Source organism: Pseudomonas sp. P97.38 (assembly GCF_001269745.1).
GTDB classification, from domain to species: Bacteria; Pseudomonadota; Gammaproteobacteria; order Pseudomonadales; family Pseudomonadaceae; genus Aquipseudomonas; species Aquipseudomonas chlororaphis_E.
The window spans coordinates 119494-132562 of sequence record NZ_LHVJ01000025.1; the positions used below are offsets into that span (position 1 = coordinate 119494).

The window sequence follows — 13069 nt, forward strand, 5'->3', positions numbered from 1 at the left end:
GTGGTGGGCTTGGGTCCGCTATCGCGAGCAAGCTCGCTCCCACAGGGGAGTCGAGTTTGATCGCTATTTTGTGATCAACATCGACCCCATGTGGGAGCGAGCTTGCTCGCGATGAGGCCTATGATCAAGGCGCCGGGTTCGGATGGTCCTTATGGATCGCCTCGATCCCTGCCAGGACTTCCTTCGAGAGCTTCAGGTCGGCGCTGGCGATGTTGCTGTCCAGTTGTTCCAGCGTGGTGGCGCCAATGATGTTGCTGGTCACGAATGGCTGCTGGGTGACGAACGCCAGGGCCATCTGCGCCGGATCCAGGCCATGCTCCCGGGCCAGCGCCACATAACGGCTGCACGCCGCTTCCGATTGCGGGTTGAAGTAGCGCGTGAAGCGGCTGTACAAGCTCAGGCGGCCCTTGGCAGGTCGTGCGCCCCCTTCGTACTTGCCCGACAGGAAGCCGAACGCCAAGGGCGAGTAGGCCAGCAGCCCGCACTGTTCGCGGATGGCGATTTCCGCCAGGCCGACCTCGAAGCTGCGGTTGAGCAGGTTGTACGGGTTCTGGATCGACACGGCGCGCGGCCAGCCCCGGGCTTCGGCCAGGGCGAGGAACTTCATCGTGCCCCAGGGCGTTTCGTTGGACAGGCCGATGTGGCGGATCTTGCCCGCGCGCACCTGTTCGTCCAGGGCTTCGAGGGTTTCCTCCAGCGGGGTGAAATCCTCGTCGGCCTTGTGCTGGTAGCCCAGTTGGCCGAAGAAATTGGTGCTGCGTTCCGGCCAGTGCAGTTGGTAGAGGTCGATCCAGTCGGTTTGCAGGCGCTTGAGGCTGGCGTCCACGGCCTCGACGATGTGCCGGCGGTTATGCTTGAGCTGCTTGTCGCGGATGTAGTCGATGGTGTTGCCCGGGCCGGCGATCTTGCTCGCCAGGATCCAGTCGGCGCGGTCGCCGCGGCTCTTGAAATAATTGCCGATGTAGCGCTCGGTGGTGGCATAGGTCTCGGCCTTCGGTGGGACCGGGTACATCTCGGCGGTGTCCATGAAATTGATGCCGGCGCCCTTGGCGCGCTCGATCTGGGCGAAGGCCTCGGCCTCGCTGTTCTGCTCACCCCAGGTCATGGTGCCGAGGCACAGGGCGCTCACGTTCAGATCGGTACGGCCTAGCTGGCGATAGTCCATCGGGACCTCCTTGGGCAAAACAATCATAAAAGCAGGTTGAAAAAGTTTTCGCAATCTGCATAATTGCGCACCTCTTTCTGCAGTGGAAGTGATGCCCCGCCGCCGAAGAATCTTGCCGTTGAACGGACGCGCCGACCCGAGCCCCCGAAAGCGTCTGTATCCGGCTGCCTTTGACTTGTCAAAGTACGCACTATTCAGTAAGATCCGCCGTCTAATTTACAGGGCGGCCCCTGAGGCTATAAAGAATGAAAACTTTTACTGCTAAACCGGAAACAGTAAAGCGCGACTGGTTCGTCGTCGACGCTGCTGGTCAGACCCTGGGTCGTCTGGCCACCGAAATCGCGAGCCGTCTGCGTGGCAAGCACAAGCCTGAGTACACCCCTCACGTTGACACCGGCGACTACATCGTCGTGATCAACGCTGAGCAAGTACGTGTTACTGGCGCTAAAACCACTGACAAAATGTACTACTCCCACTCCGGTTTTCCTGGCGGCATCAAGTCGATCAACTTTGAAAAGCTGATCGCCAAGGCCCCTGAGCGCGTGATCGAGACCGCGGTTAAAGGCATGCTGCCTAAGAACCCGCTGGGTCGCGACATGTATCGTAAGCTGAAGGTTTATGCGGGCGCTGCTCACCCTCATACTGCTCAGCAGCCCCAAGAACTGAAGTTTTAACGGAATAGTTCATTATGTCGGCGACTCAAAATTACGGCACTGGCCGTCGCAAGACTGCAACCGCACGCGTTTTCCTGCGTCCGGGCACTGGCAACATCTCCATCAACAACCGCTCCCTGGATAGCTTCTTCGGCCGCGAAACTGCCCGCATGGTAGTTCGTCAGCCGCTGGAACTGACCGAGACCGTCGAAAAATTCGACATCTACGTCACCGTTATCGGTGGTGGTGTAAGTGGCCAGGCTGGCGCAATCCGCCACGGCATCACTCGCGCCCTGATGGACTACGACGAAACCCTGCGTAGCGCCCTGCGCAAAGCTGGCTTCGTGACTCGCGATGCTCGTGAAGTTGAACGTAAGAAAGTCGGTCTGCGTAAAGCGCGTAAGCGTCCGCAGTACTCGAAGCGTTAATTTCGCTTCCGCTTTCAAAAGGCGCCCAGTTCCTCACGGAGCTGGGCGTTTTTTTATGCGTGAAAGAATTGCTCTGTGACAACTTGCCACATTCGTAGAACCCCTATACTACAAGGCTTAGCGGTTTGGCCGCTTGGTAATTACCTTGTCAGAATTGGGGCTTTTCATTACCATTCGGCAAAATTTTTATAAGTTCAGATTTTTACTTAGTAGACGCCTGATCTAACAGGCCACAAAGCTGATGGGAGAGGACTGAATGAGCAATGACGGCGTGAATGCAGGCCGGCGTCGCTTCCTGGTAGCAGCCACATCCGTGGTGGGTGCTGCAGGAGCGGTGGGGGCTGCGGTCCCGTTCGTGGGGTCATGGTTTCCCAGTGCCAAGGCGAAAGCTGCAGGTGCACCGGTGAAAGTGAATGTCAGCAAGATCGAGCCAGGCCAGCAGATGATTGCTGAGTGGCGCGGCCAGCCGGTGTTCATCGTCCGCCGTACAGAGGAAATCCTGGGGAATCTGAAAAAGATCGAGGGTCAGCTGTCCGACCCATCCTCCAAGAACTCGGTCCAACCGGAATACGTCAATCCTGAAACGCGTTCGATCAAGCCGGAAGTCCTGCTACTGATCGGGATCTGCACGCACCTGGGTTGCTCGCCAACGTTCCGTCCCGAAGTGGCCCCGGCCGACCTGGGCAAGGATTGGGTCGGTGGCTATTTCTGCCCTTGCCACGGCTCCCACTACGACCTGGCCGGTCGCGTCTACAAGTCGCAGCCTGCACCGTTGAACCTGCCAGTTCCCCCGCATTCCTATGAGACCGACGACATCATTGTCATCGGCGTCGATACGGAGAAAGCGTGATGAGCAAACTAATGGATTGGGTTGATGCGCGCTTTCCCGCGACCAAGATGTGGGAAGACCATCTCAGCAAGTACTACGCTCCAAAAAACTTCAACTTCTTCTACTTCTTTGGCTCCCTGGCGCTGCTCGTTCTGGTCAACCAGATCGTCACCGGTGTCTGGCTGACCATGAGCTACACCCCGTCGGCGGAAGAAGCATTCGCTTCTGTCGAATACATCATGCGCGACGTCGAGTACGGTTCGATCCTGCGCCTGCTGCACTCCACCGGCGCCTCGGCGTTCTTCATCGTGGTCTATCTGCACATGTTCCGTGGCCTGCTCTACGGTTCGTACCAGAAGCCGCGTGAGCTGGTGTGGGTCTTCGGCATGCTGATCTACCTGGCGCTGATGGCCGAAGCCTTCATGGGCTACCTGCTGCCGTGGGGCCAGATGTCCTACTGGGGCGCCCAGGTGATCATTTCGCTGTTCGGTGCGATCCCGGTCATCGGCAACGACCTGACCCAGTGGATTCGTGGTGACTACCTGATCTCCGGCATCACCCTGAACCGCTTCTTCGCCCTGCACGTGGTCGCCTTGCCGATCGTGATCCTTGGCCTGGTGGTGCTGCACATCCTGGCGCTGCACGAAGTCGGCTCGAACAACCCGGACGGCGTGGACATCAAGAAACACAAGGACGAAAACGGCGTACCGCTGGATGGCATTGCCTTCCACCCGTACTACACCGTGAAGGACATCGTCGGCGTGGTGGTCTTCCTGTTCATCTTCTGCTCCATCGTGTTCTTCTTCCCGGAGATGGGTGGGTATTTCCTCGAGAAGCCGAACTTCGAACAGGCGAACGCCTTCAAGACCCCTGAGCACATTGCCCCGGTCTGGTACTTCACGCCGTTCTACGCGATCTTGCGGGCCATTCCGGACAAGTTGCTGGGCGTTATCGCCATGGGCGCGGCCATCGCTGTGCTGTTCGTCCTGCCCTGGCTGGACCGCAGTCCGGTCAAGTCGATGCGCTACAAAGGCTGGCTGAGCAAAATCTGGCTGGTGGTGTTCTGCATCTCGTTCGTGATCCTGGGTGTGCTGGGCGTACTGGCACCGACACCGGAACGTACGCTGCTTTCGCAGGTGTGCACCTTCCTGTACTTCGCCTACTTCATTCTGATGCCGTTCTATACCAGGCTCGAGAAGACCAAACCGGTTCCGGAAAGGGTGACTGGCTGATGAAAAAGCTATTTGCTGTACTGATTCTTGCTGCCATGCCTGTACTGTCCTTCGCGGCTGAACACGGTGGTCCTGAGCTGGAAAAAGTCGACATCGACGTTTCCGACAAAGCCGCCATGCAGGACGGCGCGCGTACGTTCGCCAACTACTGCATGGGCTGCCACAGCGCCAAGTTCCAACGTTACGAGCGTGTGGCCGATGACTTGGGCATTCCCCACGAGGTGATGCTGGAGAAGCTGGTGTTCACCGGTGCCAAGCTGGGCGATCACATGACCGTTGGCATGCAGCCTTCGGATGCCAAGACCTGGTTCGGCGCGGCGCCGCCCGACCTGACCCTGGTGGCGCGAGTGCGTGGCACCGACTGGCTCTACGGCTACCTGCGGTCGTTCTACGAAGATCCTGCGCGTCCATGGGGCGTGAACAACAAGGTCTTCCCGAACGTCGGCATGCCTAACGTCCTGGTCGGCCTGCAGGGTCGTCAGGTGGTAGGCTGCAAACAGGTGCAGATCGTCGAGAACGGCAAGAAGCAATTCGACCCGTTGACCGGCACCGCCCTGACTCACGAAGCCTGCGATCAGTTGACCATCGTGCCGAACAGCGGCACCTTGACCCCTGAGCAGTTCGACGAGAAGGTCAAGAACCTGGTGACCTTCCTGGCCTACTCGGCCAACCCGGTGAAGCTGGAGCATCAGCGCATCGGTACGTATGTATTGCTGTACCTGGCGTTCTTCTTCGTATTCGCTTACCTGCTCAAGCGTGAATACTGGAAAGACGTGCATTGATAAAGCTGTAAGCCGTTGCTGTTAATCGTGCGCGCCCAAGGGCGTCTCTGAAAGTGTAACGAGCCTGGTCGGCCAGGCGTTACGGGAGGCGCCCTCTGGGCGCGCTCGTTTTTCCGTTTTTCGAAAATTTCTACAAGCGAGGAGGATCGCCATGGGCGTGACCAATCGGTTGGCCTGCTACTCCGACCCCGCCGACCACTATTCCCACCGGGTACGCATCGTACTGGCCGAGAAGGGTGTCAGCGCCGAGATCATCTACGTCGACGCGGGCCGTCAGCCGCCAAAACTGATCGAGGTGAACCCATACGGCAGCCTGCCTACGCTGGTCGATCGCGACCTGGCGCTGTGGGAGTCGACCGTGGTGATGGAATACCTGGATGAGCGTTATCCGCATCCGCCTTTGCTGCCGGTGTACCCTGTCGCGCGTGCCAACAGTCGTTTGCTGATGCATCGCATCCAGCGAGACTGGTGCGGGTTGGTGGACCAGATCCTGGACCCACGGACCAAGGAGCCTGCGCGGGTCGTGGCTCGTAAAGAGTTGCGTGAAAGCCTGACGGGCGTATCGCCGCTGTTCATCGACAAGCCGTTCTTTCTCAGTGAGGAACAAAGTCTGGTGGATTGCTGCCTATTACCCATACTCTGGCGATTGCCTGTCCTGGGTATCGAACTGCCGCGGCCTGCCAAGCCGCTGCTTGATTATATGGAGCGCCAATTCGCGCGTGAGGCTTTCCAGGCGAGTCTGTCTGGCGTCGAACGCGACATGCGCTGAGGCTTAAGGAGCCGCTATGAACTCCAGTCGACCTTATCTGGTCCGCGCGCTCTACGAGTGGATTGTGGACAACGATTGCACCCCACACATGCTGGTCAACGCCGAATATCCATCGGTGCAGGTACCACAGGGGTTTGCCAATGACGGGCAGATTGTCCTGAACGTTTCGCCGGCTGCCGTGCGTCATCTGCACATGGATAACGACGCGGTGAGTTTCGAAGGGCGCTTCGGGGGCGTGCCGCACACGCTGTTCGTGCCTATCGCTGCGATCCTGGGGATTTATGCCCGGGAGAATGGCCAGGGCATGGTGTTCGAGCTCGAGACGCCGCTGGACGGCGAGGAGGCCTTCGAGGCCGACGAGGACCTGCCGCCGGATGATGAGCCGCCACGGCCTAGTGGGCGGCCTAGTCTTAAGGTGGTGAAGTAAGGATTGGTATACATATCCGTTTCTTTGGTAATGGCTGCTTATGGTTCCGCCCTTACGGCGGGTCACTTTTGGCAAACGCCCGGAATGCCGGCCCAGCCAAAAGTAACCAAAAGGTCTGTGCCCCACCACTGGGCACCTCGCCAAGGCTCGGTGTTCCTTAACGAAGGCATTGTTCCGTGGGCCCGCCGCGAAGGGTCATCCATGACCCAGCGCGGCTATCCCGGCATCCATGCCGGGATGCCCACTGCGCAATGCCTGCGTTCGGCCCTTGTGGTTAATGGGGCGTCTAAGATCAAAAGCCAAAGCCAAAGCCAAAGCCAAAGCCAAAGCCAAAGCCAAAGCCAAAGCCAAAGCGAGGCGGCCTGGCGGTCGGCCTGACTTTTCCGGCGTACCTGAATCCTGTGGGAGCGAGCTTGCTCGCGAAGACGGTCTGACAGCCACCCAATCTCTCAAGGTGTATTTCCGGTAAGTCGAATGCCATGGTCAAGCACAGCCCTGGATTGCGACACCCAACCCCTGTGGCGAGGGAGCTCGCTCCCGCTGGGCGGCAAAGCCGTCCCAAAACCAATGACGCATTCTTTCAGGAAAACCACCTGAACCCGCCCCACGACGGCTACGCCGCCGAGCGGGAGCAAGCTCCCTCGCCACAGGGTGGGGCTGTGCCTTCCTCGCCGTCCGCAAAATCCAAAGCCAAGCAGCAAGACAAAACCTCGGCGGACGCCATGTCCAACGAACTCGCATTCGACCTGGAAGGCTCGCGGCGTCATTTGACGCTTGGCATTCAGCAGTTGATTGAACGGGGTTCATTGCTGGCGAACCAAGTGCTGGATAATGTCGATCCGCGATAGCTTTGCACTTAGTACCTAGCCCTCAGTGGGAGCGGGCTTGCCCGCGAAGGGGCCAGTACATCCAACATCTTTGCAAGATGACCCTCCGCTTTCGCGGGCAAGCCCGCTCCCACAATGGATTGGTGGCGAGCGTTGATCCTGCGGCCAACCCGAATACCTGTGGGAGCGAGCTTGCTCGCGATGGCGTCAGGTCAGCAGCATTGATGTTGGCTGACACACTGCAATCGCGAGCAAGCTCGCTCCCACAGTTGGATTGAGGTGAGGCCGGAAAGCAGGTCAGCCGTTACGCCGCTTCGCGCCTGCTCTGGTTTTTGCTTTTGCTTTTGATCTTAGACGCCCCGTAAACCACAAGGGCCGAATGCAGGCGTTGCGCAGTGGGCATCCCGGCATGGATGCCGGGATAGTCGCGCTGGGCCATGGATGGCCCTTCGCGGCGGGCCCACGGAGCAATGCCTTCGTTAAGGAACACCGAGCCTTGGCGAGGTGCCCAGTGGTGGGGCAAGGCGCTTTTGGTTACTTTTGGCGCCTTATCCAAAAGTGACCCGCCGTAAGGGCGGAACCCCAAGCAGCCGTTACCGAAGAAACGGATATGCACACCAAAAAAAAACGGCGCCCCCCCTATAAAAGAAGCACCGCTTTTCCAGTCAAACCGAGCGCAGCATCAAGAACCGCCACTCCCCTCAGTCAATATACTCAAACAACTTCACGATCTTCTGCACCCCAGACACCCCCTGCACCAGATTGGTCGCCTGGGCGGCCTCCTGCTTGGTCAGCAACCCCAGCAGATAAACGATGCCATTCTCCGTCACAACCTTGATTCGCGAGCCAGGAATGCTGGCGTCGGTGAGCATCTGGGTCTTGATCTTGGTGGTCAGCCAGGCATCGTTCTGGCGGGCCAGCAGCGAGGACGGTTGCAGGACCTGCAGTTCGTTGTGCACAGTCTTGACCCGCTGCACCGAGCTGGCGGCCTGTTCGGCCTTGGCCTTGAGGTCGGCGCGCGGGGTCTGGCCGGCCAGCAGCACAACGCCGTTGAAGCTGGTCACGACGATGTGCGAGTTGTTGTCCAGGTCCGGGTCGGCCTTGGCGATGTTCACGCCGGCCTTGGTTTCGATCAGCGAGTCGTCGATCTTGCTGCCGAAGGTACGGGTACCGCGGTCGTCCTCGATCGGCTTCTCCCGGCTGGCATTAACCACCGAGGTGCAGCCGCTGATGCCGAGGCACAGGGTCAGGGCCAGAAGGCCCAGGCGATTAGGGGTCATTCTTCACTCCCGAATATTTGGCTGTCGATCAGGTCGCAGAGACAGTGGATCGCCAGCAGGTGGACTTCCTGGATACGTGCGGTGACTTTGGCCGGTACGCGGATCTCGACATCTTCAGGCAGCAGCAGTGACGCCATGCCGCCGCCGTCGCGCCCGGTCAATGCTACGACAATCATTTCGCGATCATGTGCGGCCTGGATCGCTTGAATAATGTTGGCGGAGTTGCCGCTGGTGGAAATCGCCAGCAGTACATCGCCAGGTTGGCCCAAGGCGCGGATCTGTTTGGAAAAGACTTCGTTGTAGCTGTAGTCGTTGGCGATCGAGGTGATCGTCGAGCTGTCAGTCGTCAGCGCGATGGCTGGCAGGCTCGGGCGCTCGCGCTCGAAGCGGTTGAGCAGTTCGGACGAGAAGTGCTGGGCGTCGCCGGCCGAGCCGCCGTTGCCGCAGGACAGCATCTTGCCCTCGTTGAGCAGGGCGTTGACCATCACCTGGCTGGCTTGCTCGATGTGTGGTGCAAGTACGTCCATCGCCTGTTGCTTGGTGTCGATACTGGCCTGAAAAAGCTGGCGAATTCGCGATTGCATGTCCATCTGTGTGACCTTAAGTAGCGCGGCTTATCGGCACAAACATGTGCGGCCCGCAAAGCAAAGAGCAATAAGTTGAGTGAAGGTTTCCGGCTCGGCTGGTCATGGGCGTCGACCGTTCAACTGTCGAAAGCGTTCTGCAGCCAGTTCAGCTGATCGGCGTTGCTGTCGATGGCAACCACGTCGAAGCGGCAGGGGTGATCGGCCCAGCGAGATTCGCGTTGCAGGAAATACTGCGCGGCGAAGACCAGCTTCTGGCGCTTGCGCGCGTCGATGCTGTCGAGCGCGCCACCCCATTGGGTGTTTTTTCTGTAGCGAACTTCAACGAATACTACTGTATCGCCGTCAAGCATGACCAGATCAAGCTCGCCGCGTTTGCACAACCAGTTCTGCGCGACCAGCCGCAGCCCCTGTTGCTGGAGATGCGCGAGGGCCTGGCCCTCGGCATCCCGTCCGCTTTGCTGGCGTGATCGGTCGGGCATCAGCGCTGGGTGTCCGGCAAGCGCTGTACCTGGCCGTTGACGAACTGGGCCCACGGCAACTGGCGTTGAATGCGTTGGGACGGGGACACGGCCAGGCTGCCCGACAGGCCTTCGATGCGGCTGTCCGGCAGTGCTTTGAGCTGGCCCAGGCGAGGTGCCAGGCGGTAGGCGTCCACACCCATCGCGTACAGGCGGCCCAGGCTGCCACCGGCCTGCGGCCACTGGGCGGTGACCTGCTTGCGCAGCGGATCGTTGGCGTCGAGCAACCATGGCGTCTCGCAGAAGCGAATGCCGTTCATGTCGTTGTACTGGTTCTGGTCGCCGCTAGCGCTGAACACCTGGGACGTCGCGTAGACCGGCACGTCACCGGCGTATTGGAAGTTCAGGGTCGGCTTGATCTGCTGGGCCTGCTGTGGCGTCGACGCCAGGAAGATGAACTCGATGTCCTGGCGGCGGGACGGCTGGGCGGCAACGTTGGTGCCCACGGTGTTCTGCAGGCTCTTGGCGCGACCTTCGCTCTGGCGCAGTTGGAACATGTCGGCGATCTGCTGGGCCAGTTGCACCGGTTGGTCAACGCGTTCAGTAGCGATGATGGTGCCGCCGTTGCCCTGCCAGTCCTGGCTGAAGGCTTTCAGGACGCGGTCGCCCCATTCACCCTTCGGCACCATGACGGCGGCGCGGTGCAGACCGTCGGCGCGAGCGCGACGGGCTACTTCGCGGGCTTCATCCTCAGGCGCCAGGCCGAACTGGAACAGTTGGGCGGGACCTTGCTCGCCTTCGCTGTAGTTCAGCGCCAGGGTAGTGATCGGCAATTGCGTGCGGGCGCTGATCTGCTTGACCAGGGGTTTCTCCAGCGGGCCGACCACCAATTGCACGCCGTCGGCCTGGGCCTTGCGGTAGAACTCGTCCATGGAGGTCAGGCTGGAGCTGTCATACAGCTGGATGCCCGGCGGATTCTGCCCGGCTTGTTGGGCCTGATAATGGGCGGCCAGGAAGCCCTCGCGCAGCGCCTTGGCGACCGAGGCCAGCGGGCCGTTCTGCGGCAGCAGCAGGGCGATCTTGCTCAGCGGCTGGCTCGCCAGCGCCTTGAGCTTGACCAGTGGCGTCGGCAGTTGAAGGGCGGCGGGGTGCTTTGGATTCTGTTCGCGCCAGTGATCGATGGCCGCCTGCTGCTGTTCCAGGGTGCCGGCAGTCTTCACCGCCTGGGCCAGGCTCAGCCAGCCACCCAGGTCATCGTTGGAGGTCGGTTGCAGTTGGTCGGTGGGCAGCGAGGCGATCAGCGACCAGATGGCTTCGTGGTTCTTTGCCGCCGCGTCGTTCTCCAGCAGGGGCGCGATGAAGATGCGTTCCTTGGCGGCGGCCAGGGTCTGGCCGTCGGCCTCCAGGGCGCGGGCACGTACGGTGCCGGTGCGGACCTGTTGCTCCACCGGCATTTCGCTCAGGTGTTGCAGGCTCGGATGGCTCAGTGCCGTCAGGGCGGCCTTGGGCTGGTTGCGGGTCATCGCCAGTTCAGCCGACAGCGTGCTGGCGAAAATCTGCTGGCCGGGCTTGAGTTGTTCCATCGGTACTTGTTGCAGGATCTGCGCGGACTGGCCGGCATTGCCCTGGCGGTAGGCCAGGTCGGCGGCGCTCAGGCGCAGCAGCGCGGCTTTTTCCGGCGTTTTGCTTTGGGCGGCCTGTTCGAGCAACTGCTCGATACTGGCATCCGGGGTCCGTGGAAGTTCGCCAAGGCTGGAGGAGGGCGAGCTGGCGCAGGCCGCCAGGAGGGCAGCGAGGCAGAGGGCGGAGAACAGCCGCAGGCAAGCGATCATGTAAGTGTTCCTGATACGAGATCAAATTAGCGTCGAATTGTACCCAAGCACTGGCCGGGGCGCGATGTTAGTGGCGTGAATCGGTCAATTTAGGTATTTCAAAGAGTGCGGTGCAGCACAAAAGACAGGTATTGCCCTGTGGTGCGGGAACAAGCTCCCTCGCCACAACGGCTTACGTGAACAGCCGAGACGTCCTGCACACGCTACAATGGCGGCTTTTACCGATCATGAGGTGTGCGTTTTGACTGCTCCAGGTGCTTTGAATTCCGCTGCCGGCTCGCTTTATGTGGTGGCGACGCCCATCGGCAACCTGGACGATATCAGTGCCCGGGCGCTGAAAATCCTGCAGGACGTGGCCCTCATCGCCGCCGAAGACACGCGCCATTCCCAGCGCCTGCTGCAGCATTTCGGCATCTCCACGCCGTTGGCGGCCTGCCATGAGCACAACGAGCGAGACGAAGGCAGCCGTTTCATTACCCGGCTGTTGGCCGGTGACAACGTCGCGCTGATCTCCGACGCGGGCACACCGCTGATTTCCGACCCAGGCTATCACCTGGTGCGCCAGGCCCGCGCCGCCGGCATCAACGTGGTGCCGGTGCCGGGGGCGTGCGCCTTGATCGCGGCATTGTCGGCGGCGGGCCTGCCGTCGGATCGTTTCATCTTCGAAGGCTTTCTGCCGGCCAAGGCGGTGGGGCGTCGGGCGCGCCTGGAGGCTATAAAGGAAGAGCCGCGCACACTGATCTTCTATGAAGCGCCGCACCGCATCCTCGAATGCCTGCAGGACATGGAGCTGGTATTCGGTGCCGAGCGGCCGGCGTTGCTGGCCCGCGAATTGACCAAGACCTTCGAGACACTCAAAGGCTTACCCCTGGCGCAGTTGCGTGCCTTCGTCGAAAGCGACAGCAACCAGCAGCGCGGCGAGTGCGTCGTGCTGCTGGCGGGCTGGACGCCGCCGGCCAGTGAAGACGCGGTCAGCAGCGAGGCGATGCGCATCCTCGACCTGCTGCTGGAGGAAATGCCGCTCAAGCGCGCCGCTGCCCTCGCGGCGCAGATTACCGGCGAGCGCAAGAACGTGTTGTACCAGGTCGCGCTGGATAAACAGAAGGGGCAATGAAACCGGGGCGCCGGGCTGGCCAAAGGCTTTTAGCGCTTGTTCTTCGGGCGCTCTACCGTTAACCTTCGCGGCGGAGAGTCGATCGGACAGTCGCTGCCCTCTATGAGAATTAGAGGGGGGAGGAAAGTCCGGGCTCCATAGGGCGAAGTGCCAGGTAATGCCTGGGAGGCGTGAGCCTACGGAAAGTGCCACAGAAAATAACCGCCTAAGCGTTTCGGCGCCGGTAAGGGTGAAAAGGTGCGGTAAGAGCGCACCGCACGGCTGGCAACAGTTCGTGGCTAGGTAAACCCCACTTGGAGCAAGACCAAATAGGGTCCCAAGGCGTGGCCCGCGCTGGGACCGGGTAGGTTGCTAAAGATGTCCAGTGATGGCCATCGTAGACGAATGACTGTTCAAGACAGAACCCGGCTTACAGATCGACTCTCCACCTTTTCCCTTCCTGCCTGAATCACTGGCAGACGCAGTTCCTAAGACCAAAAAAATCTTACTCTTAATAAATCACTTTAACTTGTGCGCGCAGCTTCCTGTGCCTGCTTGGGTTGGGGTGAAAATTCCTACGTCAGATTCCCGTTAACCCTTCTGAAACGCTCCTAAATCTCCGATCTATAAGGCTTTTCCTTCAATCCGTGCCTTGACGGTGCGGTGGGCGCATTCCTATAGTGTGCGCAAGTGGCGGAAAGTGGCAT

14 protein-coding genes and 1 other RNA gene are annotated in these 13069 nt (G+C 60.2%); 10 read left to right on the forward strand and 5 right to left on the reverse strand.

Annotation, left to right across the window (positions count from 1 at the left end):
- Window positions 1-124: 124 nt before the first annotated feature.
- The gene (locus AD664_RS20765; protein ID WP_047738232.1) at window positions 125-1165 is read right to left on the reverse strand and encodes an NADP(H)-dependent aldo-keto reductase; all 1041 of its coding nucleotides are present in this window, start codon (window positions 1163-1165) and stop codon (window positions 125-127) included.
- 245 nt (window positions 1166-1410) lie between these two features.
- Here AD664_RS20765 and rplM point away from each other — a divergent pair, with 245 nt between their 5' ends.
- From rplM to AD664_RS27950, 8 genes are all read left to right on the forward strand, one after another.
- Complete coding sequence (gene rplM / locus AD664_RS20770) at window positions 1411-1839, forward strand: 50S ribosomal protein L13 (RefSeq protein ID WP_003205365.1); 429 nt, start codon at window positions 1411-1413, stop codon at window positions 1837-1839.
- A 14-nt stretch (window positions 1840-1853) separates the two neighbouring features.
- Entirely contained in the window at window positions 1854-2246 is a 393-nt protein-coding gene (rpsI, locus tag AD664_RS20775; RefSeq protein WP_007961615.1) for a 30S ribosomal protein S9, read from the forward strand.
- 256 nt (window positions 2247-2502) lie between these two features.
- The gene (petA, locus tag AD664_RS20780; protein WP_003205363.1) at window positions 2503-3096 is read left to right on the forward strand and encodes a ubiquinol-cytochrome c reductase iron-sulfur subunit; all 594 of its coding nucleotides are present in this window, start codon (window positions 2503-2505) and stop codon (window positions 3094-3096) included.
- Window positions 3096-4307: a cytochrome bc complex cytochrome b subunit gene (locus AD664_RS20785; RefSeq protein WP_042732149.1), complete on the forward strand. Its 1212-nt coding sequence runs from the start codon at window positions 3096-3098 to the stop codon at window positions 4305-4307. The genes petA and AD664_RS20785 overlap by 1 nt, the downstream gene beginning before the upstream one ends.
- Entirely contained in the window at window positions 4307-5089 is a 783-nt protein-coding gene (locus AD664_RS20790; RefSeq protein ID WP_042732148.1) for a cytochrome c1, read from the forward strand. The genes AD664_RS20785 and AD664_RS20790 overlap by 1 nt, the downstream gene beginning before the upstream one ends.
- A gap of 151 nt (window positions 5090-5240) precedes the next feature.
- Window positions 5241-5858 (forward strand): glutathione S-transferase N-terminal domain-containing protein, encoded by a 618-nt coding sequence (locus AD664_RS20795; protein ID WP_053149276.1) that lies wholly within the window; start codon window positions 5241-5243, stop codon window positions 5856-5858.
- A 16-nt stretch (window positions 5859-5874) separates the two neighbouring features.
- Window positions 5875-6285 (forward strand): ClpXP protease specificity-enhancing factor, encoded by a 411-nt coding sequence (locus tag AD664_RS20800; RefSeq protein ID WP_042732146.1) that lies wholly within the window; start codon window positions 5875-5877, stop codon window positions 6283-6285.
- Between the two features lie 479 nt (window positions 6286-6764).
- Window positions 6765-7133 (forward strand): DUF6124 family protein, encoded by a 369-nt coding sequence (locus tag AD664_RS27950; protein ID WP_256207117.1) that lies wholly within the window; start codon window positions 6765-6767, stop codon window positions 7131-7133.
- Window positions 7134-7813: 680 nt separating this feature from the next.
- Here AD664_RS27950 and AD664_RS20815 read toward each other — a convergent pair.
- From AD664_RS20815 to AD664_RS20830, 4 genes are all read right to left on the reverse strand, one after another.
- Window positions 7814-8392: a BON domain-containing protein gene (locus AD664_RS20815; protein WP_042729546.1), complete on the reverse strand. Its 579-nt coding sequence runs from the start codon at window positions 8390-8392 to the stop codon at window positions 7814-7816.
- Window positions 8389-8982 carry a phosphoheptose isomerase gene (locus AD664_RS20820; protein ID WP_042729547.1) on the reverse strand — a complete coding sequence of 198 codons (594 nt, stop codon included), beginning with the start codon at window positions 8980-8982 and terminating at the stop codon, window positions 8389-8391. The genes AD664_RS20815 and AD664_RS20820 overlap by 4 nt, the downstream gene beginning before the upstream one ends.
- Before the next feature lie 113 nt (window positions 8983-9095).
- The gene (locus tag AD664_RS20825; RefSeq protein WP_042729548.1) at window positions 9096-9458 is read right to left on the reverse strand and encodes a YraN family protein; all 363 of its coding nucleotides are present in this window, start codon (window positions 9456-9458) and stop codon (window positions 9096-9098) included.
- A complete protein-coding gene (locus AD664_RS20830) occupies window positions 9458-11269 on the reverse strand; it encodes a penicillin-binding protein activator (RefSeq protein WP_053149285.1) in 1812 nt (603 codons plus the stop codon). The genes AD664_RS20825 and AD664_RS20830 overlap by 1 nt, the downstream gene beginning before the upstream one ends.
- A 208-nt stretch (window positions 11270-11477) precedes the next feature.
- Between AD664_RS20830 and rsmI the strand changes: the two genes are divergently transcribed.
- Together rsmI and rnpB are read left to right on the forward strand one after the other, a co-directional pair.
- Window positions 11478-12383 carry a 16S rRNA (cytidine(1402)-2'-O)-methyltransferase gene (gene rsmI / locus AD664_RS20835; RefSeq protein WP_053149288.1) on the forward strand — a complete coding sequence of 302 codons (906 nt, stop codon included), beginning with the start codon at window positions 11478-11480 and terminating at the stop codon, window positions 12381-12383.
- Window positions 12384-12457: 74 nt separating this feature from the next.
- Window positions 12458-12811, forward strand: an RNA gene (gene rnpB / locus AD664_RS21415) — RNase P RNA component class A.
- Window positions 12812-13069 lie beyond the last annotated feature (258 nt).